At 61.3% G+C, this 25,200-nt stretch carries 20 protein-coding genes; 16 read left to right on the plus strand and 4 right to left on the minus strand.

Annotated features, from left to right (window positions below; translation table 11 throughout):
* Positions 1 to 102 precede the first annotated feature (102 nt).
* Together ACIOAU_RS13715 and ACIOAU_RS13720 are read left to right on the plus strand one after the other, a co-directional pair.
* On the plus strand, positions 103 to 1,005 hold the full coding sequence (locus ACIOAU_RS13715; RefSeq protein ID WP_101319665.1) for a LysR substrate-binding domain-containing protein: 903 nt from the start codon (positions 103 to 105) through the stop codon (positions 1,003 to 1,005).
* A gap of 7 nt (positions 1,006 to 1,012) precedes the next feature.
* Complete coding sequence (locus ACIOAU_RS13720; RefSeq protein ID WP_401183336.1) at positions 1,013 to 1,357, plus strand: MmcQ/YjbR family DNA-binding protein; 345 nt, start codon at positions 1,013 to 1,015, stop codon at positions 1,355 to 1,357.
* Positions 1,358 to 1,373: 16 nt separating this feature from the next.
* On the opposite strand, the gene ACIOAU_RS13725 is transcribed toward ACIOAU_RS13720, so the two are convergent.
* Positions 1,374 to 1,814, minus strand: coding sequence for a DUF1294 domain-containing protein (locus ACIOAU_RS13725; RefSeq protein ID WP_150571709.1), 441 nt, complete (start codon positions 1,812 to 1,814; stop codon positions 1,374 to 1,376).
* Between the two features lies 1 nt (position 1,815).
* The gene (locus tag ACIOAU_RS13730) at positions 1,816 to 2,646 is read right to left on the minus strand and encodes an undecaprenyl-diphosphate phosphatase (protein WP_188036052.1); all 831 of its coding nucleotides are present in this window, start codon (positions 2,644 to 2,646) and stop codon (positions 1,816 to 1,818) included.
* Positions 2,647 to 2,946: 300 nt separating this feature from the next.
* Between ACIOAU_RS13730 and ACIOAU_RS13735 the strand changes: the two genes are divergently transcribed.
* The 12 genes from ACIOAU_RS13735 (at position 2,947) to ACIOAU_RS13790 (ending at position 14,927) form a co-directional block, all read left to right on the plus strand.
* Positions 2,947 to 4,581: a methyl-accepting chemotaxis protein gene (locus tag ACIOAU_RS13735; protein WP_401182587.1), complete on the plus strand. Its 1,635-nt coding sequence runs from the start codon at positions 2,947 to 2,949 to the stop codon at positions 4,579 to 4,581.
* A 117-nt stretch (positions 4,582 to 4,698) separates the two neighbouring features.
* Positions 4,699 to 5,265, plus strand: a complete 567-nt coding sequence (pnuC, locus tag ACIOAU_RS13740; RefSeq protein WP_150569160.1) for a nicotinamide riboside transporter PnuC — start codon at positions 4,699 to 4,701, stop codon at positions 5,263 to 5,265.
* Positions 5,262 to 5,813: an AAA family ATPase gene (locus tag ACIOAU_RS13745; RefSeq protein ID WP_101319678.1), complete on the plus strand. Its 552-nt coding sequence runs from the start codon at positions 5,262 to 5,264 to the stop codon at positions 5,811 to 5,813. Before pnuC ends, ACIOAU_RS13745 begins: the two co-directional genes overlap by 4 nt.
* A gap of 299 nt (positions 5,814 to 6,112) precedes the next feature.
* Positions 6,113 to 6,550: a hypothetical protein gene (locus ACIOAU_RS13750; RefSeq protein WP_101319680.1), complete on the plus strand. Its 438-nt coding sequence runs from the start codon at positions 6,113 to 6,115 to the stop codon at positions 6,548 to 6,550.
* Between the two features lies 1 nt (position 6,551).
* Positions 6,552 to 7,124: an adhesin gene (locus ACIOAU_RS13755; protein WP_150569159.1), complete on the plus strand. Its 573-nt coding sequence runs from the start codon at positions 6,552 to 6,554 to the stop codon at positions 7,122 to 7,124.
* A 51-nt stretch (positions 7,125 to 7,175) separates the two neighbouring features.
* Positions 7,176 to 8,612 carry a heme utilization protein gene (locus ACIOAU_RS13760; protein ID WP_401182592.1) on the plus strand — a complete coding sequence of 479 codons (1,437 nt, stop codon included), beginning with the start codon at positions 7,176 to 7,178 and terminating at the stop codon, positions 8,610 to 8,612.
* Positions 8,613 to 8,673: 61 nt separating this feature from the next.
* Positions 8,674 to 9,354: a C39 family peptidase gene (locus tag ACIOAU_RS13765; RefSeq protein WP_150569157.1), complete on the plus strand. Its 681-nt coding sequence runs from the start codon at positions 8,674 to 8,676 to the stop codon at positions 9,352 to 9,354.
* 37 nt (positions 9,355 to 9,391) lie between these two features.
* Positions 9,392 to 10,138 (plus strand): hypothetical protein, encoded by a 747-nt coding sequence (locus tag ACIOAU_RS13770; protein WP_101319688.1) that lies wholly within the window; start codon positions 9,392 to 9,394, stop codon positions 10,136 to 10,138.
* 46 nt (positions 10,139 to 10,184) lie between these two features.
* Positions 10,185 to 11,468, plus strand: coding sequence for a hypothetical protein (locus ACIOAU_RS13775; RefSeq protein WP_103437478.1), 1,284 nt, complete (start codon positions 10,185 to 10,187; stop codon positions 11,466 to 11,468).
* A 134-nt stretch (positions 11,469 to 11,602) separates the two neighbouring features.
* Entirely contained in the window at positions 11,603 to 13,801 is a 2,199-nt protein-coding gene (locus ACIOAU_RS13780; protein ID WP_401182597.1) for an LTA synthase family protein, read from the plus strand.
* Between the two features lie 138 nt (positions 13,802 to 13,939).
* Positions 13,940 to 14,326, plus strand: a complete 387-nt coding sequence (locus tag ACIOAU_RS13785; protein WP_101319692.1) for a VOC family protein — start codon at positions 13,940 to 13,942, stop codon at positions 14,324 to 14,326.
* Positions 14,327 to 14,357: 31 nt separating this feature from the next.
* A complete protein-coding gene (locus ACIOAU_RS13790; RefSeq protein ID WP_101319694.1) occupies positions 14,358 to 14,927 on the plus strand; it encodes a hypothetical protein in 570 nt (189 codons plus the stop codon).
* Positions 14,928 to 14,981: 54 nt separating this feature from the next.
* Here ACIOAU_RS13790 and ACIOAU_RS13795 read toward each other — a convergent pair whose 3' ends face one another.
* Positions 14,982 to 16,652, minus strand: coding sequence for an MFS transporter (locus ACIOAU_RS13795; RefSeq protein ID WP_220633689.1), 1,671 nt, complete (start codon positions 16,650 to 16,652; stop codon positions 14,982 to 14,984).
* Positions 16,653 to 16,915: 263 nt separating this feature from the next.
* Here ACIOAU_RS13795 and ACIOAU_RS13800 point away from each other — a divergent pair, with 263 nt between their 5' ends.
* Complete coding sequence (locus ACIOAU_RS13800) at positions 16,916 to 21,793, plus strand: NEL-type E3 ubiquitin ligase domain-containing protein (RefSeq protein ID WP_401182602.1); 4,878 nt, start codon at positions 16,916 to 16,918, stop codon at positions 21,791 to 21,793.
* A 5-nt stretch (positions 21,794 to 21,798) separates the two neighbouring features.
* Here the strand turns inward: ACIOAU_RS13800 and ACIOAU_RS13805 are convergent, their stop codons facing one another.
* Positions 21,799 to 24,264 (minus strand): UvrD-helicase domain-containing protein, encoded by a 2,466-nt coding sequence (locus tag ACIOAU_RS13805; RefSeq protein ID WP_401182605.1) that lies wholly within the window; start codon positions 24,262 to 24,264, stop codon positions 21,799 to 21,801.
* A gap of 223 nt (positions 24,265 to 24,487) precedes the next feature.
* On the opposite strand from ACIOAU_RS13805, the gene ACIOAU_RS13810 reads away from it, so the two are divergent.
* Complete coding sequence (locus tag ACIOAU_RS13810) at positions 24,488 to 25,186, plus strand: pirin family protein (RefSeq protein WP_150569152.1); 699 nt, start codon at positions 24,488 to 24,490, stop codon at positions 25,184 to 25,186.
* Positions 25,187 to 25,200 lie beyond the last annotated feature (14 nt).

Below are 25,200 nucleotides of genomic sequence, written 5' to 3' on the forward strand. Positions count from 1 at the left end.
GGAGCGATCTCGATGGAGAGAATCCTACAGAGCTATCGAATAGATGATTAGTAGCTAAGAATGCACTAGATTGTCCCATCGGTAGAACAATGGGCTACGTGAATGCAAGATCTTAACGACCTGTTTTATTTCGCCAGGGTGGTCGAAGCCGGTGGCTTTGCCGCCGCCGGGCGCCAGCTGGGGATACCCAAGTCACGCCTGTCGCGGCGCATCGCCGAGCTGGAAGAGCGCCTCGGCACGCGCCTGCTGCAACGCACCACCCGCCAGCTGAAGCTGACGGCGATCGGCGAACGTTACCTGCAGCACTGCCAGGCCATGCTGCTCGAGGCGCAGATGGCCGACGAAGCGGTCGCAAGCATGACCAGCGAACCGCGCGGGCGGCTACGAGTGTCGTGTCCGGTAGCGTTGGCTCATACGTTCCTGCCGGAGGTGATCAATCGCTTTCTGCTGGCATACCCGCTGGTGCAGCTCGACATGGTCCTGCTCAATCGGCGCGTGGACCTGATTGGCGAGGGCATCGACGTCGCCATGCGAGTACGTGATCTGGGCGATGAAGACCCTGCCCTGGCTACCCGACGTCTGCGTCAGGCGCAGATGCATCTGGTGGCCGCCCCAGGGTTCGCCGAAGGCCTGACCGAGCCGGCGCAGTTGGCGACGCTGCCGGTCCTTGGCGCGACCGAAGCGGATCGGTTGGTGCACATCCGCCTGCTCGGGCCCAATGGCCGTGAGCAGGAGCTGGCGCTGGAGCCGCGCCTGGCGATTGATGACTTCATCCTGCGCAAGGCTGCGGTGCTCGCCGGGTTGGGCTTCACGCTCCTGCCAAGCCTGTACTGCGAAGAAGAGCTGGAGCGTGGCGAGCTGGTCAGGCTGCTCCCGGAATGGTCGCTGCCTGGCGCTTGGCTGCAGGCAGTTTACCCGCACCGGCGCGGCATGCTGCCCGCGGTTCGTGTGTGGATTGATCACCTGGCAGCAGCCTTTGAGGCCTGTGGAGAGCGGTATGTCTGACGCAAGCATGAACCCCGAACAAGCAGCAGCCTTCTGCCTGGGTTTACCGGGCGCGCGAGAAGATTACAAATGGGGCGGTATCCGGGTGTTTTCGGTGGCCGGCAACAAGATGTTCGCGGTGCTTGATCTGGGCGGTGCCGGGCTGTCGTTCAAGGTCGCCGATGAGCTGTTTCTCGGCTACGTCGACCGTCCGGGGGTGAAGCCTGCGCCCTATCTGGCCCGTGCCCGCTGGATCAGCGTGGCAGCGCCTTATGCGATGGGGCGCAAGGAGCTGGCTGACTTGCTGCAGCGCTCGCACCAGCTGGTGGTGCGCAAACTGCCAAAACGGCTGCAAGCGGGTTTGTTGCTTTGAGCGGCAACGCTGCCGCTTATGTAGGCAGCAGCGCCAGCCAACGCCCACCCAGCAGCACCTGATCCAGCCAGAACAGCTGGTGCAACGCAACGATGGCCCAGAACGTCAGCTGAAACGACAACTTGCGCGTCTTATGCCGGAAAAGCTGCTGCGCCAGCAACGCTCCGGGCCAGCCGCCCAGCAGCTCGCTGGCATGCAGGACCTTTTCTGGCGTGCGCCAGGCCTGGTTGCGAGCCTGTTGTTTATCCTGCCAATACAGCAACAGGCTGATCAGGCTCACACACGGATACAGCGCCAAGGGCAGCCATGACTGCCCGCTCCAGGCCATCTGCGCGGCGCCGAGTCCCGGCAGCAAACACAACCCAGCCAATGCCAGCAGCTTCAAGCGCAGGTTGCGCACGCCCTCGCCCGGGGCGTGGCCGCGCGGGCGTGAGGTTGCCGGTTGCGGGCGGGCCATATCAGCCTTGCGCCGTTGCCCAGTCGATCAGGCCAAACTGCCAGGTCGCCAGGATCAGCAGGCCGAACACGATGCGGTACCAGGCAAACACCGCATAACTGTGGTTGGCGATGAACTTGAGCAGCCCACGCACGGCAATCATGGCGAAGATGAACGACACCACAAAGCCAATGGCAAACACCGGCAAGTCGGCGGGCTGGAACAGGTCGCGGTACTTGTAACCGGAGTACACCGCAGCGCCGACCATGGTTGGCATGGCCAGGAAGAACGAGAACTCGGTAGCTGCCTTGCGCGACAGGCCAAACAGCAGGCCGCCAATGATGGTCGAACCAGAGCGCGAAGTGCCGGGGATCATCGCCAGGCACTGCACCAGGCCGATTTTCAAGGCGTGGGTCCAGTTCATCTGGTCGACGTGCTCGACTTCGATGCGGTGGTCGCGGCGCTCGGCCCAGAGCATGATCACCCCGCCGACGACCAGGGCCGCAGCCACGGTGATCGGGTTGAACAGGTGATGGTGGATGAAGTCGGCGAACAGCACCCCAAGCACCACTGCCGGCAGGAACGCTACCAGCAGGTTGACGGTAAAGTGCCGTGCGCTCGGCTCACTGCGCAGCCCCAGCACCACCTCGATGATCTTGCGGCGAAACTCCCACACCACCGCCAGGATTGCACCGAGCTGGATGATGATGTTGAAGGCCATCGCCCGCTCGCCGCCAAAGTCGATCAGATCGGCGACAATGATCTGGTGGCCGGTACTGGAAATCGGCAGAAACTCGGTCAGTCCCTCGACGATGCCTAAGATGATTGCCTGAAAGGCACTCCAAAAATCCATTGTTCCCCCGCTGTGGCACTGCTGACTGCAGCGCCGTTGTTCTTGATTTACTGATAGTGGCCGCGTCGCGGCCCGGCAGTTTTACAGCGACTGTTGGTCGCTACGCCAGTCGAAAAGTTCGAGATGCCTAAAGGTTTCATCTTGAGCGGCCGAGATGCTAACAGACGAGCCTGTTTTAGGCTTGCCTGGATCCACCATGAAATGCCGCGCCAGGCACTTGGCCTTTGGTCGAGTACGGTTCGCAGGCCACACATGCTTGGATGCCCCTGAATAACAAGAACAATCCGGGAGTGCCCTGTTATGAAGACCTTGAGGTCGATGTCGATCAGCCGTCGCTTGTGGCTGATCCTGCTGGTGGCAGTGGCAATGCTGGTGGTGCTGGGCCTGGTGATGCTGCGCCAGATCCATGGTGACCTGTATCGGGCCAAGGCTGAAAAGACCGAACACGTGGTACAGACCGCAGCCGGGGTGCTGGCCTACTACCAAGGGCTTGAGGCCGCAGGCACGCTCAGCCGTGACGCCGCGCAGCAACAGGCGCTGCAAATGGTGCGCAGCCTACGTTACGACGTACAGGACTATTTCTGGATCAACGACCTCGGCCCGCGGATGATCATGCACCCGGTCAACCCCAAGCTCGATGGCCAAGACCTGTCGGCCATTCGCGACCCGGACGGGTTTGCCCTGTTCAACGAGATGGTCACAGTGGCTCGCAGTCAGGGCGCCGGGCAGATCGACTATCGCTGGCCCAAGCCCGGCGCCAGCGAGCCGGTGGCGAAAACCTCCTATATCCAGCTGTTCAAGCCGTGGGGCTGGATCATCGGCTCCGGCGTCTATGTCGATGACGTGCAAGCCGAGTTCGCCCGCCAGGTACGCGATGCCTGCCTGATCGGCCTGGGCATCGCCTTGCTGATGGCGCTGCTGGTGATGCTCATCGCGCGCAGCATTGCCCGTCCGTTGCAGCAGGCCGTACAGGCGATGGGCACCATTGCCAGCGGCGAAAGCGACCTGACCCAGCGCCTGGATACCCATGGCAAGGATGAAGTCACCTACCTGGGCGAGCACTTCAACCGCTTCAACGGCAAGTTGCAGGGGGTGATTGGCCAATTGCAGGGTGCCGCCCATGCCCTTGCCCAGTCTGCCGGCCAGGTCGGCGACAACGCCGGGCAAGCGCAACTGCGCAGCACCCAGCAATCGCTGCAGATGGACCAGGTGGCCACCGCAGTCAACGAAGTCACCTATGCCGTGCAGGATGTGGCCAAGAACGCCGAACAGGCCGCCAGCGAAATGCGCGCCGCGCAAGCGCAGGTCAGCCATGGCCAGCAGGCGATCCACGGTAGCCTGGCGCAGATCGACCGCCTTTCGCTGACCATCGACGAGGCCGTTCAGGTGATTCGCCAACTGGCCGGGCACAGCACCAAAATCGGCGGTGTACTGGAGGTGATCCGCTCGATTGCCGAGCAGACCAACCTGCTGGCCCTCAACGCTGCCATCGAAGCAGCGCGGGCCGGCGAGCAAGGCCGCGGCTTTGCCGTCGTGGCGGACGAAGTACGCTTGCTGGCGCAACGTTCGGCGCAGTCGACCGCTGAAATCCAGACCATGATCGAGCACCTGCAAGGCCAGTCCGAGGCTGCGGTGAAAGCTATCGATACCTCCAGCGAGGCCTCGCGCCAGACTGTCGCACAGGCCCGCGAAGCCGGTTCCAGCCTGGATGCGATCAGCCAGGTGCTGAACAACCTGACTGCGCTCAACGCCTCGATTGCCAGTGCCACCCTGCAGCAATCGCACGTGGTCGAGGAGATCAACCGGAATGTCACCGACACTGCCGGGCTGTCGCTGGAAACCGCCGAGGCGGCCCGCCAGTCAAGCGCTGCCGGCCTCGCCCTGGGCCAGTTGAGCGAAAAACTGGAACAACTGCTGCGCCAGTTCCGCGTCTGATGCCTACAGCCACTGGATCAGCTCTTGCTGCCTGATCCAGTGGCCTTACGCAGACAGCTACACCTGCCCCGCCCCACAGGCTACAATCGCGCCCTTCCCCTGCCCCAAGGATCGCCGATGTCCGGCCTGGAACTCTTCGCCGCCGCCCTCGGCGTCATCGCCGTATGGCTCACGGTCAAGCAGAACCCCTGGTGCTGGCCGATCGGGCTGGTGATGGTGGTGCTGTACAGCTGGGTCTTCTATGAAGTGAAACTGTACTCGGACATGCTCCTGCAACTGATCTACGCCGTGTTGCAGCTGTATGGCTGGTGGCAGTGGACTCGCCCTGGCCACCGCGAAGACGCCCGCCAGGTCTCGCGCCTGCAGACCACACCGATGCTGACCGGGCTGGGCCTGGGCCTGCTGGCCAGCCTGGCACTGGGCGCAGCGATGGCGCACTGGACCGATGCCGCGCAGCCCTGGCTCGACGCAGCGCTGACCGGCTTCAGCCTGGTGGCACAGTTGTGGATGGCGCAGAAGCGCCTGCAGTGCTGGACTTTGTGGATCGTACTGGACGTGATCTTCGTCGGCCTGTTCCTGTACAAAGGCCTGTACCTGACTGCCGCGCTGTATGCACTGTTCACGCTGATCGCCGTACGTGGCTGGTTCGAGTGGCGGCGCGACCCTGCCCTGGTGCAGGCATGAAGGTACTGGTGCTGTGCGGTCCGGAGTCCAGTGGCAAGAGCTGGCTCAGTGGCGAAATCCAGGCACACTTCGGCGGCGAACTGGTGGGCGAGTATGTCCGCCACTTCATTGACGAGCAGGGCCGGGATACATGCTTCGCCGACATCCCGGCCATTGCCCGTGGGCAGCTGGCCTGGGAAGACAGCGCGCGGGCCCGCCAGCCTGATCTGTTGATCCTCGATACCCACCTGCTGAGCAACATGCTCTGGAGCAAGGCTCTGTTCGGCGATTGCCCGCCTGATATCGAACAGGCGCTGTTGGCGCGGCGCTACGACCTGCACCTGCTGCTAGACCCGGCCGGGGCCGACTGGGTCGCCGATGGTCAGCGTTGCCAGCCGGACCTGCACGAGCGTCAGGCCTTTTTTGCAGACAGCCTGGACTGGCTGCAACGCCACCAGCAACCGGTGCAAATCATCGGCGGCAGCTGGCCGCAACGCAGCGCTGCGGTTTTAGCTGCAGTCCAGCGCCTGCTTGATGGCAAATCGCCGGCCTGTGCTACCGAGTGTTAACCCCCTGACACACCGAACTGGGTCCAAGTCCCTGTGTTTACGTGCCCTGCGGCGCAAACAGCGGTGCTGTCACGTTGGTGATACAGCTTCGACCAAACGCCGTTCAGGTATGGCCAGAGCCGATGCGTCGCTTGTTTGCCCGGGAAACTGTGTCAGTGCTGAAACAGCTGCTGCGATGCGTAAACAGCATGTGGCCGTAGCTGACTGATTCCCAAGCAATTAGTAAAAGCGGCACGGCTCCTGCTCTCCTCCTTCGCAACGCTGATCAGGGCCAGCGATCCGAAGAAGGAATTGCCACCGTGGCGACACTCGATAAAGGCACCTTTCACCTGTTACTGGCAGGTTGCGCACTGGGGGCAAGCCTGGCGCTGCCGGCCCAGGCCGACAATGGGCTGATCGTCATCACCCGCGACGTGCAGACGCGCAATGCAGTGCGAGCACCGCTGATCCCCGACCCGAGCCCAGTCACCGTCAACACCAACCCTTCCGCGCAGATCCTCAGGCAAACCAATGAGCTCAGCGATGGCGACTTCGCCTCGATCAGCAGCGGCGCAGGCATCAGTTCGCTGATCACCCAGCAGACCACCAACCTGGGCGGCAACATCAGCACCCAGAACCAACTGCCGAATCTGGCCGGCGGGCGTTCCACAGGCTCGGGCAGCGGCATCGCCAACATGGTCAACTCCAACGTGCAGCAAGGCCTCGGCGTACTGAAAAGCATCGGCGGGGGCCAATGACATGAAGCGCTCATTGCTGATGCTGGCCACGCTCCTCACAGCCCCTGCGTTCGCCCAGTCCCCCATTGTCAACAACGCCAGCATCGACAGCTCCGGCGCCCAGTACCAGGGCAACATGGCGGTCAACCAGGCTGCGGGTGATTTTTCCCAGCAAGCCAACGCCCGCGCCCTTGCCAATGGCCACGGCGCCAGCGCCACCACGCAGATCCGCCAGCGCCTGCACACCACGGTAGACGCCAACATGGACGCCACTGCCAGCATTCAAGGCAACGCCTTTACCAACGGCAACGGTGTTCTGGGGGTAAACCAGAGCAGCGGCGCCAGCAACCAGCAAGCCAATGCGCTGCGCATCAGCATCAGTGACCAGCCGCAAAGCATCGACGACAGCGTCCTCATGCAACAGAACGTGGCGCTGCTCAACAACTCCGATCCAGCTGACCCGAACCTTGGCAGTCGCCAGGTCACTACCGGTAACCAGGCATTCACCGGCAGCCGTGGGGTCATTCAGTTGAATCAGAGCGCCGGGGTAGGAAATCGAACGGCCAACACCCTGAGCGTCCGGGTCGTGGACTGACCCAAACAGGTAAGAACAACACTTAACCTAAAATAAGTACGGAGAATCACCATGAAACCTTCGATGGCAATCAAGCCTCTGGTTTTCGCAATTGCTGCGATCATGGCTGTAGCTGTACAAGCTGATGATCGGCGTGGCAACGGGCATGGCAGTGGCAACAACAACCAGCCCCGCACGACCATCATCCCTATTAGCGCAACTGCCAATGCAATCGACCGCCAAAGCAGTACAGGCAACACGATTCACAATGAAGGCACCATCAACGAAGCCGAAATGAGCAGCTCCGGCTCCGGCGCCAGCGGCAACGTCGGCGTCAACGTTGCGGCCGGTAACGGCAACCAACAGGATAACGCCGCGGCCATCGCCAACGCTGCTTCTGATTCCAGCCTGGACAACAGCTTCGTGTTCGGCACCGCCACCGCAACTGCCGACGTCAAGCAATACAGCAACAACAACAAGGTCAACAACTGGTCGACCCAGAGCTCGGCGGTGATGTCCGGTTCGGCGTCTGGCACCAGCGGCAACGTCGGTATCAACATTGCCGGCGGCGACCTCAACCAACAGAAAAACACCATGGCGATCGCCAATACCAACTCGCCTATCGGTAACTCGGTCGCCACTGCCCGCGCCGATCAAAACGGCCCAGGGCTAACCGTCAACAACCGTGCAGATCGCAGCTACACCGTCGAAACGCTGAGCTTCACCACCTCCTCCAGCGGTTCGTCGTCACGCGAAGGCACCTTCAATTCGACCGACGACCGGAGTTCCTCGTCGAGCCTCAACCTGAGCGGCTCCAACGCCGCCGCGTCGAGCGGCTCGCACAGCTCCAGCGCCAGCGGATCGAACAGCTGGTCAGCCAGCGGCTCGGGCAGCGCCAACGCCAGTGGCTCCAACAATGCCAATGTCAATGGCTCGGCCAGCGGCAACGCCAACAGCAGCAGCTCGGCTTCGCTGAGCGCAACGCTTGCCGCCGCAGCCGACGCAGCGCGTTCGATGACCTTCACCAACGGCGACCGTGAACGCACCCGCAGCGAAACCGCGAGCGGCTCGCTCAACGCCTCGCTGGACGCTTCGGTCGATACCTCGCACCAGACCAGCTACGATTCTTCGTTCGAAAAATCCTTCGGCTCTTCGTATGACAAGTCGCGTGACTACTCCTACGACAAAGCGCGCGATTCTTCCTACGATAAATCCCGCGAGTCTTCCTACGAGAACGCTTCTGCTTCTGCCTATGAAAAATCAGTCGAGGCGGCTTCCGAGTCTTCCAACGACATTTCCAAAAGCTACAGCGAAGCCAACTCGTATGACCTGAGCAACACTGTTTCCTTCCAGGTCCTGACTCCTACCGGCTGGGCCAACCCTGTGACCAACACCGCTACCCTGAGCGGTTCGGTCAACGGCGGCAGCGGCAACCTGGGCGTCAACGTCGCATCCGGTGTCGGCAACCAGCAAAGCAACTCGCTGGCGATCTCCAACACCTCGTTCTGAGTGTTGCCTCGAATGCCCCCTGCCAAGGGGGCCTTTCTCACCCGAAGCAGAAGGCCCGATCATGCGCATTATCGCCCTGGCGTGTTTGCTTTGCCTGGCCAGCCTGAGTGAAGCGGCGCAAATGCCACTTTCCGTGCTGCCCAATGGTGCGGTGGTGTACAAACCCATTCAAAGTGTTCGCGAGCGCAAGTTCGCTGACCTGGTGCAGCAGAAGACCGACTTCAGCTGCGGCGCAGCAGCGTTGGCAACCATTCTGCGCCAGGCCTATTGGCTGGACGTCAACGAAGAACAGATCATCGAGGGCATGCTTGCCCACGCCGATCAGGACATCGTCCGCGTGCAAGGCTTCTCGATGCTGGACATGAAGCGCTATGTGGAAAGCCTGGGCATGCGCGCTCGCGGCTACCGCGTCACCACCGACACCCTCAACAGCATCCGTATCCCGGTCGTGGTGCTGATGGATATCCGCGGTTACAAGCACTTCGTGGTGATGCAGAAGGTCGACAAGGGCTTCGTCTATATCGGCGACCCGGTCCTGGGCCACAAACGCTACAAGACCGAAGATTTCATCAAGGGCTGGAACGGCATCATCTTCGCCATCATTGGCCAGGGCTACGACAAGAGCAATGCCCTGCTCGACCCACCCCAACCTTTGACCGCCAAGAGCCGCGTCAATGGCTTCACCCCGCTGCAAGACGCCGAGTTGATGGACTTCGGCTTTATCCAGAGCGACTTCTTCTAACACTAACAACAGGGGCAGCAAGCTCCGGGAGCACGCGATGAAGATTCCACTGTGGCTGGCACTGACCTGCCTCGCCGCCAGCCTGCCAAGCCATGCCCAGGTACTGCAACCGATCGAACTCAAGGACCAGGAACTGGCCAACCTGCGCGGCCGCTACGTGCTGCCGGGGCGCATTGTCAGCTTTGGCCTGGTCATGAGCAGCACCTGGGAGAACGCCAAAGGCGAGGTGATCGGCGCACGCTCGTCGATGCAGATCCAGCAATCCACCATCAAGCCGCAGTTCTATGTGTCCTTGATCGACGAAAAAGGCACCGGCACAGCTTCGACGCAAGCCCCTGGCACTGGCACCGTGACGGGCGGCAACGGACTCAACAGCACCACCGGGGTCACTCAGGTAGTGCGTGCCGCTGGCGATCACAACACTGCCTACAACGATGTCGATATCAATGTCAGCCGCGGCAACCAGGCTCCTGCCAGCGAACCCCAAGGCCAGGTATTAGCGGCCGGCACGCAGTTGGTCGGCGCCAACGGTGCAGGCTCGTTGAGCGTTTCTTCAAGCGGTTCCGGCATTCAGTTGAACATCGCCGCAGGCAACAACCAGGGCAGTACAGTGCAACGCCTGGCCCAAGGTGGACTGATGCAAAACACCACGTTGCTCGGCGCTGGCAACCAGGTTCGCAACATCACCTCGCTCAATGTCGTGCTGCGTGACAACGTCGCCGGCGCGGGCGCCATGAACGGTAATCTGGACCAGCTCAAAGGCATTCGCACTCTAGGATTCTGATCTACGCTCTGTCTCATCACATGTAGTCAGAAGGGACGGCTAACCCATGCATCGATTGACCACGATCAGAGCTATCGTTTGTCTGAGTAGCCTGACTCCGGCGACATTGCTTTACGCCGCTGCCGACCCTCAGGTCGAAGCGCTCAAACAAGAACTGATCGAGCTCAAACAGCGCTACGAGGCGCAGCAGAATGCGCTGATGGTGCTTGAGCAACGAGTGCGTCAGGTTGAAGCTGCGCCACCGGCCGCGCCACCGCCCAAGCGCCTGACCCGTTCCCCTGCCGAATCGGTCAAGGGTGGCCAGAGCGTGGCCGCCGGAGCGCCAGGTGCATCCGGTAGCTCGTACGGGCAGTCTCTGCAGGACGACTCGGAGCCGGCGCAGAGCGTTTCCAACCTGTATGACGAGGCCAGCGGCTTCTTTGGCCGCGGCAAGTTCAGTGTCGAAACCGGCATCACCTACACCCACTACGACACCCGCGCACTGACCCTCAATGGTTTCCTCGCGCTGGATTCGATCTTCCTCGGCAACATCAACCTGGACCGGATCAAGGCCGACAACTGGACCCTCGACCTGACGGCGCGCTACAACCTCGATCAGCGCTGGCAGTTCGATATAAACGTGCCTGTGGTGTACCGCGAGTCGACCTACTCTTCAGGAGGCGCTGGCGGAGCCGGCCCCGTCACCTCGGATGCCACCGTGACGCGCGACCCGACCATAGGTGATGTCAACGTCGGCGTTGCCTACAAATTCCTCGATGAATCGGAAGATTGGCCGGACGCGGTATTCACCCTGCGAGTCAAAGCCCCGACCGGCAAGGATCCGTACGGCATCAAGCTGGTCAACGACCCCACCAACGACAACCTGTCGGTGCCCGAAAGCCTGCCGACCGGCAACGGCGTATGGGCGATCACGCCGGGCATCTCGCTGGTCAAGACCTTCGACCCGGCGGTGCTGTTCGGTAGCTTGTCTTACACCTACAACATGGAAGACTCGTTCAGCGACATCAGTGCCCAGGCCAACAGCAAGGTGCCGGGCGACGTCAAACTGGGCAACTCGTGGCAGATCGGTGCCGGTATCGCCTTTGCCCTGAACGAGAAGATGAGTATGTCCTTCTCGGTGTCGGACCAGTTTGCCAGCAAGAGCAAGATCAAGCCTGACGGTGGCGACTGGCAGTCGATCAGCAACAGCGACTACAACGCTGCCAACTTCAACATCGGCATGACCCTGGCTGCGACCGACAACCTGACCATCGTGCCAAACCTGTCGATCGGCCTGACCGACGACTCGCCAGACTTTTCCTTCAGCTTGAAATTCCCTTACTACTTCTGATCCGGCAAGCACACGCGGGCGCTTCGGCGACCCGCGTTTTGGTTACTTGCCTTATCCAATCCGGCCTCGCCGAGCTACGCCTGTTATCATCCAACAGATTTGTGTGACTGTTTGATGGCAGGAAGGACGCTTTGGTGAAAATTATACTCGGCCACCCCCGCGCACGGTTGTGGGCGCTGACCGTACTGGTCTTGGTGATCCCCTTGGGCGTGCGCGCTTTGTTGGGCTGGTCCAACCCATTTGGTTACTTATCCGATCTGGCCATTGGCAGCCTGCTGGTGCTGACTCTGCACCGCTGCGCCTGGTGGCTGGCGATGCCCGTATTGATCGCCTGGGCAGCGCTGCTGGTGGCCTCGGCGGAGCTGGTCAGCGCGGTAGGCAGGCTGCCGGCCAGCGCCGACCTGAATTATCTGTTCGACCCCCAATTCATGGAAAACTCCACCGGTGGCGCCCTCGCCCACGCCTGGCTGCCCTGGGTGTTGCTGGCAGCCGTAGTGGCCTGGCTGGCGAGCATCTGGCTGACGCGCGGCGCCGTGTCGCAGGCATTGCCGCGCAAAGCCTGGGCGCTGCCAGTACTGTTGCTTGGCACGCACTGGGCTGGCCAGCACCTGCTACCGTCCGACGCTGACCAGTGGCGTCAATTCAACCTGCCCCATCAGTTGCTTTCGGCAGGCGTGGGTGATCTGCAGCGCAAGGCGAACAAGCACTTTGGCGACAATCTGCCGGTCCCGGTGCTGGAAAGCGCCGGTCTGACCCAGTCCGACCTCAACGCGCCGCGGCTGCTCGACGGCCCTGGCAGCGCCCGCAACGTCCTGGTGATTACCCTGGAGGGGATTCCCGGCGCTTACGTGCGCGCCAACCGCAAGGCCTTGCACAGCCGTTTTGACGAGGAGCTGATGCCCAACCTCAGCCGCTGGGCCGAGCGTGGCATGAACACTCCGGATTACGTTCTGCACACCCACCAGACCATCCGCGGGCTATACGCGATGCTCTGCGGCGACTATGACAAGCTCGCCAACGGCACCCCCAAGGGTGTCGAACTGCTGACCCAGGAGCAACGCAACCAGGCCTGTCTGCCCGCGCAGTTGCGTCAAGCGGGTTTCAGCACGCATTTTCTGCAGGGCGCCGGACTGCGCTTCATGGCCAAGGACCGGGTCATGCCGCACATTGGCTTCGAAGATGTGCATGGGCTGGAGTGGTTCAGCAACGCCAACTATCTGGAGTTCCCCTGGGGCAAGGACGACCGCGCGTTTTTCGAAGGCGCTCACACCTACCTGAGCCAACTGCGCAAACAGAACAAGCCGTGGATGCTCAACCTGCTTACGGTAGGCACTCATCAGCCCTACTCAGCACCTGAGGACTACCTGCAGCGCTTCGACAGCCCGAAGCACGCGGCAGTGGCGTATCTGGACGATGCGCTGGGCGCGTTTCTCGATACGCTGGAGCGCGAGGGCGTACTCAAGGACACGCTGGTCGTGATTACCTCGGATGAATCCCATGGCATCGACGGTGTGCGCCTGGCTTCCTCCTGGGGCTTCAACCTGACCCTGGCGCCGGAACAGGCCAGCCTGCCACAGATAAAGAACGGCACCTATGGGCATGTCGACCTGACCACGTCGATCCTCGATTACTTCGAATTGCCGATCCCAGCGGCGCTGGGCGGCCGCTCGTTGTTCCGCGAGTACGATAGCGGTCGCGAGATGATCTCGTTCACCAACGGCATGCTGCGCTACCACAACGGCCAAGGCACCTATACCGAGTGTGACTTCCAGCAGCGCTGCCGCAACTACGCCAGCACTGGGTTCATTGCCGACACGGCCAAATACCTCGGCCCGAGCAGAGACGACGTCGGCCAGCAATTGGCCGATCTGGCCACCACCCTTGACCGCTCGCTGCTGCAAAGCCCGCTGAACCTGCGCTACCAGTTTGGCGGTACCAACCGCATCGCCTTGGGCAAACACGCCGACAATGACTGGACAGACAACCTCATCGGCGCGCAGTACCTGGAAATGCCCGAAGGTTCGCGCACGCGCATTCGCCTGGAGGTTCGCGCATTGGACCCGGCCCATGTCGCGCACTTGCAGCTCAAGGCCAAGGAGTTCGAACAGGACGTGCAAGTCGGCCTGCCGGAACAAATGGTCGCGACCGCCGACGAGCCCATGGTTCTGGAGTTCGATTTCGATAACCCGAGTGTACGCAAGGCCTTCTCGTTCCACCTGCTGGGCTACGGCGAAGGCGAGATCGAAATCAGCGACTTCAGTGTGATCACCGCCATGCCTGGCGAAGAAGACAACCTCGACGAGCTGGACGGGCACGTCGCCCAGTCCAGCTGACGCTACTGCAACGCTATTGTGCAGCCGCCTGGGAACTCGGCAAAGCGGCGCTGCCTCTACTTGAAAGACGCACTGGTGAAGTTCACCCGAGCGTCTTTACTTGAATAAAAACAATAGCGTCACAGAGGGATGTGCCCCATGAAGATTGTGGTCACCAGTATTCTTGTCGACGATCAGGCCAAGGCTTTGGCTTTCTATCACTACGTATTGGGTTTTGCCCCCAAAGAAGATGTACCCATGGGTCGGCATCGCTGGCTGACCCTGACCTCGCCTGACGTCCCCAACGGCGTCGAATTGCTCCTCGAGCCTGACGACCACCCGGCGGCAAAAGCCTACAAAATCGCCATGCGCCAGGACCAGATCCCCGCCACCTCATTTGCGGTCAAGGATATCCAGGCTGAGTACACCCGCCTCTGCGCAGCCGGTGTCGCCTTCACCAAACCACCTACCGACCTCGGCGCGGTCACCGTCGCCGTGTTCGATGACACCTGCGGCAACCTGATCCAGATCGCTCAGCGCCACTGAGCACCAGCGTCGTCAACGCAAGGAATGACCCATGCGCTACGAATTCAACGAAGTGCTCAACGATCAGATTGATTATTTTTTGCTTGGCGACATCCAGCTGCTCGCCCGTTTCAAGGAAGAAAACGGCCTGCCCGACGACCTTGCCTATGAATTCACCCACACTGACAGCGGGGATCGGGCAGTGCTGGAAGGCGTGGTGCTGCCTCTGGCCGGCATCGAAAACCTGCCCTATACCGTTATCTTCAGCCTTGATGAAGTCAGCGCCGCCCTGCTCCAGCCAGGTAGCCAACTCAAACACCGCCGAGAGGGTTATTGGTTACGGGTGGAAAATCGTGCGGTGATGCTGTTCACCTGGCGGATTCTGCAGCATTTCACCAACAAGACCATGGGCGATCTACTGGCGCGCTATCAAATGCGCAACCGGCCGATCATCGAGCTGGAAAACGGCTGGTACCAGGTTGAGGTACTGGCCGGTGCCGTGCTGCGCGATGGCCTGTATGAGCCCACGTTCGAGTTCATCTTCGAATCTGCTGCGCGGCGCATTGACCGTGCGCCAGTCGACACCGCTTACGCCTTCACGTTACGCGCTGACATAGCCTGAACCGAGGCCCGACGGGAGCCGGCCGAGGCCGCTCCCGCAGGCAGTCCCAGGGCGTCAGGTAATTTCCCGATCCTTGGTTTCGGGCAGGAACAGGATCCCCAACACCGCCGTCATCAGCGCAATGATGATCGGGTACCACAGCCCATAGTAGATATCGCCCGTGGCCGCGACCATGGCGAACGCCACGGTCGGCAGAAAACCACCGAACCAGCCGTTGCCGATGTGATACGGCAGCGACATCGAGGTGTAGCGGATGCGCGCCGGGAACAGCTCGACCAGCCAGGCGGCAATCGGCCCGTAAACCATGGTCACGTAGATCACCAGAATCGTCAGCAGCAACAGCACCATGGGATAGTTGATCTTGTTCGGGTCGGCTTTTTCCGGGTAGCCGGCTTCTTTCAAGGCTGCGCCGAGAGTGGCGGTGAACGCGTCATTGCGGAGTTTGAAGTCAGCACTGGCCAAGCTGCTGCCATCAAAACTGGGCACCTGCCGCTCGCCAATCTGGATCTGGGTCAGGCTGCCAGGTTCGGCGTGCTGGTTCTGGTAGGGAATCGCACGCTTGGCCAGCAAGCTCTTGGCCACGTCGCAAGAGCTGGTGAATTTGGCTTTGCCCACCGGATCGAACTGGAACGAACACTGCTCAGGATCGGCAATCACCACCACAGGGTTCTGCGCCTGAGCGACAAACACGTCCGGATTACCGTATTGAGTCAGGGCCTTGAAGATCGGAAAGTAGGTGAACGCCGCAATGATGCAACCGGCCATGATGATTTTCTTGCGGCCGATGCGGTCGGACAGGCTACCGAAGATGATGAAAAACGGGGTGCCGATCAACAACGAGCCAGCAATCAGCAGATTGGCCGTCTGCGGGTCGATCTTCAGGGTCTGCAGCAGGAAGAACAGCGCGTAGAACTGCCCGGTGTACCACACCACCGCCTGCCCCGCAGTGCCGCCAAGCAGCGACATGATCACCACCTTCAGATTATCCCAGCGGGCGAACGATTCGGTCAGCGGTGCTTTGGACTGCTTGCCCTCAGCCTTCATCTTGAGGAATACCGGCGACTCGTTGAGCTGCAGGCGGATGTACACCGAGACAGCCAGCAGCACGATCGACAGCAGAAACGGTATACGCCAACCCCATGCTTCGAACGCCTCGGTACCCAGCGCCGTACGACAGGCAAGGATCACCAGCAGCGAGAGAAACAGGCCCATGGTCGCGGTGGTCTGGATCCAGGCGGTAAAGAAACCCCGCTTGCCCTTGGGTGCGTGCTCAGCAACGTATGTCGCGGCGCCGCCGTACTCACCGCCCAGCGCAAGGCCTTGCAACAGCCGCAAGGTAATCAGAATGACCGGGGCTGCTACACCGATGGTCGCGTAACTGGGCAACAGCCCGACCACTGCGGTAGACACCCCCATGATCACAATGGTGATCAGGAACGTGTGCTTGCGCCCGATCATGTCGCCGAGGCGGCCGAACACGATTGCGCCAAACGGGCGCACGGCAAAGCCTGCAGCAAAGGCCAGCAGCGCGAAGATGAACGACGTGGTTTCGTTGACACCGGCGAAGAAGTGCTTGGCGATGATCGCCGCCAGCGAACCGTAAAGATAGAAGTCGTACCACTCGAAGACTGTGCCCAGGGACGAGGCAAAGATGACCTTGCGCTCCTCCTTGGTAATGCTGTGCTTGGGCGCGCTGCCCGTCGATGTGCTGTTGATCGCCGCCATGGGTTGCCTCCGTCGTGCATGAGTAGGCCGGAGTACTACACAGTCGAGCACCGCACCCTGGCCCTTGGGCTTTTCTTGGATCACGGTTGCGCGAAGCACGACGAAGCAGACCGCCTCGGATCGCAGCAAGGTAAGTTCAAGCATAATCGCCTTTGCCGGGATCGCCAGCCGGCTACAGATGTCGCGCCTGAACTGCGTTATATACCGCCAGGGCCGATCTGCCGTAGGGTTCGATGGCGCTCCAATTCGACAGGAGTGCGACCATGAGCAACCCCCCGTTTCATCACGCGCAAATCGTCCGTAGCCTGCCCACCTGGAGCAAGGAGCTGCACCCTGACCATGTCAAACAGGTGCTCACCCGCGCACGCAAGGACTATCTGGATTCCACGGGCGCACCTTACCCGTGGTACGCCAAGGCCCTGCCCATCGAGCAGGATGCCATTCGCCGGGCAGTTGCTGAGCGCGACCGCAGCCAGCAGATGCTGAAAGCGTTGCTGAGTCCGCTCAAGGGCATCAGTACCTTCTGCCGCCCGCTACTGCAACAGCGGCTTGCGCTCAGCACTTCGGTTGACCAGGCACAGTATGTCTATCAAGCCACGCAGGTCGAGCAACCGACCGTCCCGCCGGGTGGGCCGAGCGTGCCAACCACGCCGTTGCCGGTGATTGCCAAAGGTCAACCACAACTGCGCAGTTTGCTTGAAGCCGCCCTGCACAACTTTGAAGGGCCTGAAGACACCACGCGCCTGAGCCGGCTGCAGAGCAGCGCAGAGCAGATCACTGGCCTGCCGGAACTGAGCCTTGCCGACTTCATCGGGCACTGCCGGGCGCTGGATCTGGGCCAGAAGTTTCAAGATCACTTGAGCAGTGTCTATGACGGCACGCAGGCCAGCCAGATCCGCGATGCCGCGATCAAGGCGCGCCGCGACGAGTTTCGACTGCAGGCACGCATCGCCTCCCTCAAAGGCCTGCTGAGCAGTCAGAACGCCGCCGCAGCGCACGCGCTGAGTGCTGACAACGCCAGCGCCGACCAAGCACTGCAATGCTCGCAGATCCTGCTGCTGGGCGTACCGATCCACGAAGTCATGTTCATCTCTCGGGCGGGAAGTGCCGAGGGCGGCCCGGCCATACTGTACATCCCCGGGACAACAGATCAGATCAGGGAATATGCATCGATCGCAGACAGTTTCACTGCCTTCAAGCAGGCACTGCTCGACCCGCAGGTGCGCAAGCGCTTGCTCGCTTTTGTCCCTCAGAGCCAGCAACCGCAGCTAAAGGTCAAACTCATGCGGGCACTGTACGAGAACAGCGAGGACCACGACGGGCAGGCGCTGGTCCCACGGCGATCGGTTCATCTGGATATCGTCTTCACGCCGTTGCCCAGCCACCCCTGGTCAACCCTCGAAGCGAGGCACGTGGCCAGGCTCAAGAGCGATGCGCGCAGCATTGCCGTGCCCACTGCCGACATCGACGCCAACGTGCGCGAGAAACAACTGCTCCACTGGTTGGACATGGGCATGACGATACTTAACGTAGCCGCCTTCTTCATCCCGGTGCTAAACCCGCTCATGCTTACGCTGGGCGCAGCGCAGATCATGGGCAGTGTTTTCCAGGGCATCAGTGCCTGGGAAGACGGCGACAACGCCGAGGCCATCGCGCAGCTGGAATCGGTCCTGCTCAATATTGCGGTCGTCGGCGCAATCGGCGGCGGTGGCGCTGTCCTCAAGGCCTCCGGCTTTATCGACGCAATGCAGAGTATCCGCGTGGGCGATGAAGAACGACTCTGGCATGCGAGCCTGTCCGGCTACGCCAGCGACATCCAGATATCTGCCTTGCAGGCACCCGATCAAGCGGGGCTGTATCACCTCGACGGGCGGACCTACGTACGCATCGATCAAGCACTTTATCAAACGGAGCAAGCTGCGGACGATGCCTGGCGGGTACTGCATCCGCAGAATCGCCAGGCGTATTCACCGGCGCTCGAGCGTAGCGCCGGCGGAGCCTGGCGGCTGGCCCACGAATCGCCATTGGAGTGGGATCGCCCGACGTTGCTGCGCCGGCTTGGCCGCTTGGCTGAATCATTGAGTGCGTCCGACCTCGACAGCGCCTGGCGCAGCACGGGGCTTGACGACGGCGTGCTGCAACGCGTGCATGTGGCAGGCGAGAAGATGCCGTCACTGCTCGAAGATGCCCTGGCCCGCCTTGAAGCCGATCGACAAGTCAGCGAGATCATTGATAGCGTACGCTACGCCCGCCCTCTGGCGGCCTCTTACAACTTCGCCCTGCCCGAGCTTGTGCAGCTACCGCGCTGGCCGCAGGATCATGTCATTCAGGTCTTCGAAGGCAGCGAACGCTGGGGTGCGTCGACCTTCTACAGAGCCCAGGCGCAAGCCTTGGGTGAAGTGGTGATCCAGATCAGCCGCAGTGAACTGGAAAACGGCGAGCTGGCCGAGGTCGTTCTGTCGCAGATGGAAGATGCCAGCGTCCTGAGTGACGCAAGCGTGACCGAAACAGAGCGCGCGCAAGCCTTGCAGTACCAGTTGGCCGACAACCTCGAAGCCAGCCGTCAGGACGTGTTCGACAAACTTTACCCCGGTTCTCAGGCACCAGCCACGACTGCGGTCACGCGCCTGCGCGGACAATTTGCCGGCCTGCCCCGAGTGGCTGCCGAAGAAATTGAAGCACACGCCAGCAGCGTCGAACGCCAGCAGATGAATGCTCAATCGGGGCGTATTCCGCTGCGTGTGCTTGAGGAGGCACGCCTGATGCTGGCACGCGCGCGCCTCGATCGGGCGATTCTTGGCCTGTATCGCCCGTTTCTCGCCAACACCGACACCAGCCTGTTGATCGAGGGTCTGCAAGCCCGCCAACCTGAACTGCGTGACACGCAGCTGTTCAGCGCGGCAGCAGCTGACCGTGCCCAGGCTGCCAAGCTGATCGGGCAACAGCCGCTACCCTCGAGCGTGCGTTCACCACTGCGCCTGGCAGACGGGCGGATCGGCTATCCCCTCAGTGGTCGCGGTGTACCACGACCGCGCGGAACCACTCCAGCACGACGACTGCAAGCCCTGTACCCAGAGCTGGACAGCAGCCAAATCAACCAGTTACAAGCCGAACTGGCCCAGGGCGACAACCTCGCAGCAGCCATTCAGCAGCTGCAAACCGAGCAGCGGACCCTGCACCATGAACTGGCACGATGGACCAATGCCGCAGCGGACATCCTTGAACGTGACGAGCGCCAGCACTGCGCCGAGGTGTTGAAACGTTCCTGGCGCCGTGAAGGTGGTGCCGAGCGCGACACGTTGACACTTGAACACATTCGCCTGGCCGAGCTGCCGGTACTAACCGCGCGTTTCCCGCACATTCGCTCGTTGAAAATCGACGGTCTGCAGTTGCAACGACTTCACGCCGATTTCTTTGCAAACTTCCCGAAGCTGGAAAAACTGACCTTGATTAGCCATCCGCAACTGCCCGGCGAAGCGATTTTTACCGCGCTGCGTGGGGCTCCGGATCTGATCCAGCTGAAGATTTCCGGCTGCGCCCTGAGTGAACTCTCTACCACTGCACATCAAGTTCTGGGGGCCATGCGTCGCCTGCGCATTCTCGATCTGGGTTATAACCAGCTCACTCTGGATCATGCCCAGATGACCTTTCTGGCCACCCTGCGGCTCGACGCACTGAGACTGAGCAACAACCGCATCGTCCTCGATCAGGCATTGGCCGAGGCCTTCCAGAACCTGATCAACCTGCAGGCCCTGCATCTGGACTTCAACCCGCTGGGTGTGCCGCCTGACTTGAGCTACATGGCACGTTTGAATCAATTGTCGCTGGGCCACTGTCAGTTGCAGGCCTGGCCACCGGGCTTGACCACCCTCATGAGCCAGCCACATTACCAGCTGCGCCAGCTGGAACTGTCATTCAATCGGATCCACACCGTACCGGACCTCGCGGCGGTGATGCGCACGCCGTACGCTCGAGACCTGGGTGCGGGCTTGCCGGGGCGAATCTGGCGTTTCAACTATAACAACCTGGAGGCAGAGACACGCTTGCGCTTGCTGAACATCGGTGTCAACGCCTACGAGCACGAGGCAGAGGTGGCGCAGTGGCAAATGTTCTGGCGAGGCAATGCCACGCCGGCACAGGAGCAACTCTGGATCTCACTCTTCGATCATGGCGAGAACACTGAACTGTCCGGGGTGCTGGAACGACTGGTGCAGTCTGCCGAAGCGCGTCGTCAGCCTGAGGCGCTGGCCAAGCGCGTCTGGGCATTGCTCGAGCAAGCTGCGGCAGACAGCGCGCTGCGTCAATCGCTCGACGAGGTCGCCCAGGCGTTCCCGCCAACGTGTGGGGATGCCGGCACGGATGGCTTCAGTGCACTGGAAATCGAAGTACTCACTCACCTTGCCAGCCGCAGTGAAAGCCCTCTGGCAACTCAGTTGCAGCTCTACCGCAAGTTGTTCAGGCGTGCTCAGGTCGACGCGCTGGCCGACCGCATCGCGCTGCGTCGCACCTTGCGCAAGGCCGCGCTGCAAGAAGCCGACCTCACCGGTGACGAGGTCAACCTGCCAGCGCTGGACCCGCTCGACGACGTCAACGCCGCACCGGACTTGGAGCTGCATGCAGGGCTGATCGACGACATCGAGATTCGCCTGGCCTTGCGTCAGCAACTGGCGCCCGTTCTCGACTATCCGGAACCGAGCAGCGGCATGCTGTACGAACAGATAGCGATGCTCAACGCGCAAATCCGCAGCAACGTAGCCAACGAAGTCCGCCGCCTTGATCTGGACACTCAGGCCCGGCACAGCTGGTTGCTGGAGCAACCAGCGTGGGAACATAGCGTGCGCCGGCAAAACGCTGATCAGTTCCTGGCGTTGACCGACTACTGGCGTGCCGGGCTCGACTACATCGACTACTGCCTGGACGAAAGCAACGAGCCGGTCACCCAGCTCTCGGCATCGGTCATCAATACATTGCAGACGGCGCTGGGCCTACCCTTGCTGGACACAAGCGGCAATCTGCTGAGGATCCCGCTGAACTCGGCTCAGTATCAAACCGCGATCGATGCACTGCTACTGGAGCAGAAAGCCGTTGAGCAAGGCTTGTTCGAGAGCATTACCCGGAGCCTGGAAAGCACCACCGCCTGACGCTGCTAACTGCCGCGCAGGTCTTCGAAGAAGGCCTGCCGGCCATCTACCTGGGTAGCCGCCCGCGGCAGTTTTGCGGTTTCGCTGCGAGCCGCTTCGACATGCCAATAGCAGTGTCTGACCGCTCGGGTCATGGCGACATAGGCAAGCCGCTGCACCTCTTCCTTCTGCGCCGTATCAAATGCCTGCGCATCACCGGCGCGGCCTAGCCCAGCCAGACGATAGACCTGATTCTTGTATGGAGAGCTGGTCAGGTACTGACAGTCCCCGAGCATGAATACCGTATCGGCCTGCAGCCCCTTGGCGCTGTGGTAGGTCAGCTGACGCAGTCGACGTTGCGCTGCCGGCACACTCGCATCCATCGCGCATACTTCTTTTATATGCTCTGAAATCAGAAGCTTATCGCTGCTTTTTCGAAACAGTATCATCACTGATTCGCCGCGTTTATAGTGCTCGATCACCGTCTGACCAAGCGCAGCCTCATCCCGCTCAAGCACCTTGACCGGCGACAATGGCAGGCTTGCCGCGGGGCCACTGGCCCGGGCTTTCTTACCGGCAATCGCCGCGGTGCCCTTGACCATGTGCTCTGCCGCATCGATCACGTGCTGCTGACTGCGGTAATTGTCGATAAGCATCACCCGCGTGTTCGCCGGCGACGGGAACGTCTTGCTGAATTCGATGAAGTACTTGGGCGAACTGCCTCGCCAGCCGTAGATCGACTGCCAATCATCACCCACACACATCAGTGATGCATGCTGGGCGTTGCGTGCGACATGCATGGCTGGGCCGCGCCGTCGAATCTCCGCGAGGCTGGCTCGCAACCAGCTGACGATCTGTGGCGAGACATCCTGAAACTCGTCAATCATCAGGTGCGCCAACGGGCGCAGCAATGGATCGGGCAACAGCCGCAGATTTTCTGGGTTGTTCTCGCCAAACAAGGCGAACATGCGGTTGTAGCTCATCACCGGTGGAGACTGCGCCAACAGATGTGACTCCAGCGCTTTCCAGAACAACGCCAGCGCCTCGAAAAACACCGCATCGTTATCGCCAGGAGGGAAACTCATGGCGCTCACGGCGGCGCTGACATCCAGCCCGAGGTTCTCGATAAAGGCGGCGGCGCTGACAAATGCATCGAGCAAAGGCGCCTGGGCAAGCTCGCCATTGACCTTGTACTCAAAGCCCGGACCAGCCACCGCATCACCTGCCAAAGTGGCAGCCAAGCGCTTGGCGCTCGCATAGTTATCCAGCCAGATCAGTGGCTTATCGCAGAATGCTTGAAACAGGGTGCGCTTCACCGCCCATTCTGCACGGACGGTGAGCTTGGCCCCGGGACGCTGGTACTGGGCGCTTTCGCTTGGATCAAAGCCAAGTACCACCAGGGCGTCCTGCCCAGCCAGGCGGCCGTGCACGTGAAACTGGCTACCGCGGATCTGCACCGTTTCGCGGCAAGGCTCGATGCCCTTGATCGGCCAGGCGCCCGCGCCGAACCACAGATCCTCAATCACATCACACAGTTCTTCATCGCGCTGAGCAGCCAGTTGGGTCACTTGCGCGCGCTTTTGCACATCCGGGTGATCCGGGTCCAACGGCTTGAGCTGCAAGGCCTCGCGACGCAGAGCTGAGATCAGCTCGGCAAAGCGCGGACTGCCCCCAAGCAGGTCGCTGTAGCAGCTGTTCAGTTGCTGGCGCTGGGCATCATTGAGGCGCAGATCGAATGGGTTGCTATCGGCTTCGCTCAGACCCTCGTTGTCGTTGCCCAGGTTCTCGAATGCGCGGAGCTGGCCAAAGCCCGGCAGGCTGCGCACCAGCGGCAGGATACGCGAATGAAAAGTACGCACCAGCTCACGGGCTGCAGCGGGCGCCAGGCTGATCTGCCAGTGATCGAAAACCTGCTGCAGACGCTTGATGAAATCCAGCCGTGACTCGCGGGTAAAGGTCACCACGGTCATCGCATCCAGCTCGTAGCCCAGGTAGTGGCGCAACAACAAGATGCGCAAGACCAGCGAAGTCGACTTGCCAGCGCCTGCGCCCGCTACCACACAGGTCGACGGTGTGTCGCTGAAGATCAGCTTCCACTGCGCGGCGCTGGGCTGCGCAGCTGCGGGCAGACGCTGGGCAACATCAGCCTTGAAACGCTTTTTCAGTTCAGCAGTGACCGGCAAACGCCAGTCGTCGAACAGGTTGTTGTCCTGCCCGGGGCCTGCGCCCTGCTCTGGACGGGTATCACGAATCACCAGTACCTGCCGGCCGGCTTCATAACCCTCGGCGCGGCCCTGCTCAAAGCCCTCGCGCAAGCCATCGACATGGCCACTGCGCTGCCCGGTGGCGTGGCCGAGAAACCACGAGTCGCGGTGCTGCGCTTGCAGCCGGCTCAAGCCTCGGCCCAACAGTCGTGCGGCCAAACGGCGCAACCAGGGCAACTGGGCAGGTGGAATCAGTTGGGCGGGGCTTTGGGGAAGCTCGTGCGACACGGTCACTCCAGTGCGATCAATACATCGGCTTATGGTGGCTGCAACGCGTAAAAATCGCCAGCAATTGCTTGCACATCAGCCTATTAGCCGATGAATCGCATAATTGACTGCAGCTCTATACATCGGCTAAGACGATGGTTTTGAGCCGTTATTTACGCTTATATTCGATTCTTTTTAGCTGCATCATGGCGTCCATCCAACGCTATTCAGGGAGCCGACTGCCATGCTGCACCTAAGACCTTTTGCCAGCCTGGGCCACGCCAATCACGGCTGGCTCGATGCTCATCATCATTTTTCATTCGCTGAATACTACGACCCAACGCGCATGCACTGGGGCAACCTGCGGGTCTGGAATGACGATCTGATCGCCGCCGGCAGCGGCTTCCCGCCGCATCCGCATCGGGACATGGAGATCATCACCTACGTCCGTGAAGGGGCGATCAGCCACGAGGACAGCTTGGGTAACAAGGGCCGTACCGAGGCCGGCGATGTGCAGGTCATGAGTGCTGGCAGCGGCATCGTCCACAGCGAGTACAACCTGGAGAAGGTCGACACGCGGATTTTCCAGATCTGGATCATCCCTGAACGTGTTGGCGCAGCACCGGCCTGGGACGTTCGCCCGTTTCCCAAAGGCGAACGCGGTGAAGGCTTTGTGACCCTGGCCAGCGGTCGCAGCGGCGACGAGCAGAGTTTGCAGATCCGTGCCGACGCAAGATTGGTAGCCGCCACCTTAAGGGCCGGTGAAACCGCACGCTACAGCTTCGATGAAGGCCGCCGGGGCTATCTGGTACCCGCCAAAGGCAGTATCGAAGTCAACGGCGTGCGGGTGGAGACGCGTGATGGTCTGGCCATCGAGCAGGAGCCGGTGCTGACCGTGACGGCGCTGGAAGACAGCGAAATCGTGCTGATCGACGTCGCCTGACCTGCATAGCCAAG

It is taken from the genome of Pseudomonas sp. NPDC088322 (genome assembly GCF_044740745.1).
In the GTDB taxonomy this organism is placed as follows: domain Bacteria; phylum Pseudomonadota; class Gammaproteobacteria; order Pseudomonadales; family Pseudomonadaceae; genus Aquipseudomonas; species Aquipseudomonas shirazensis.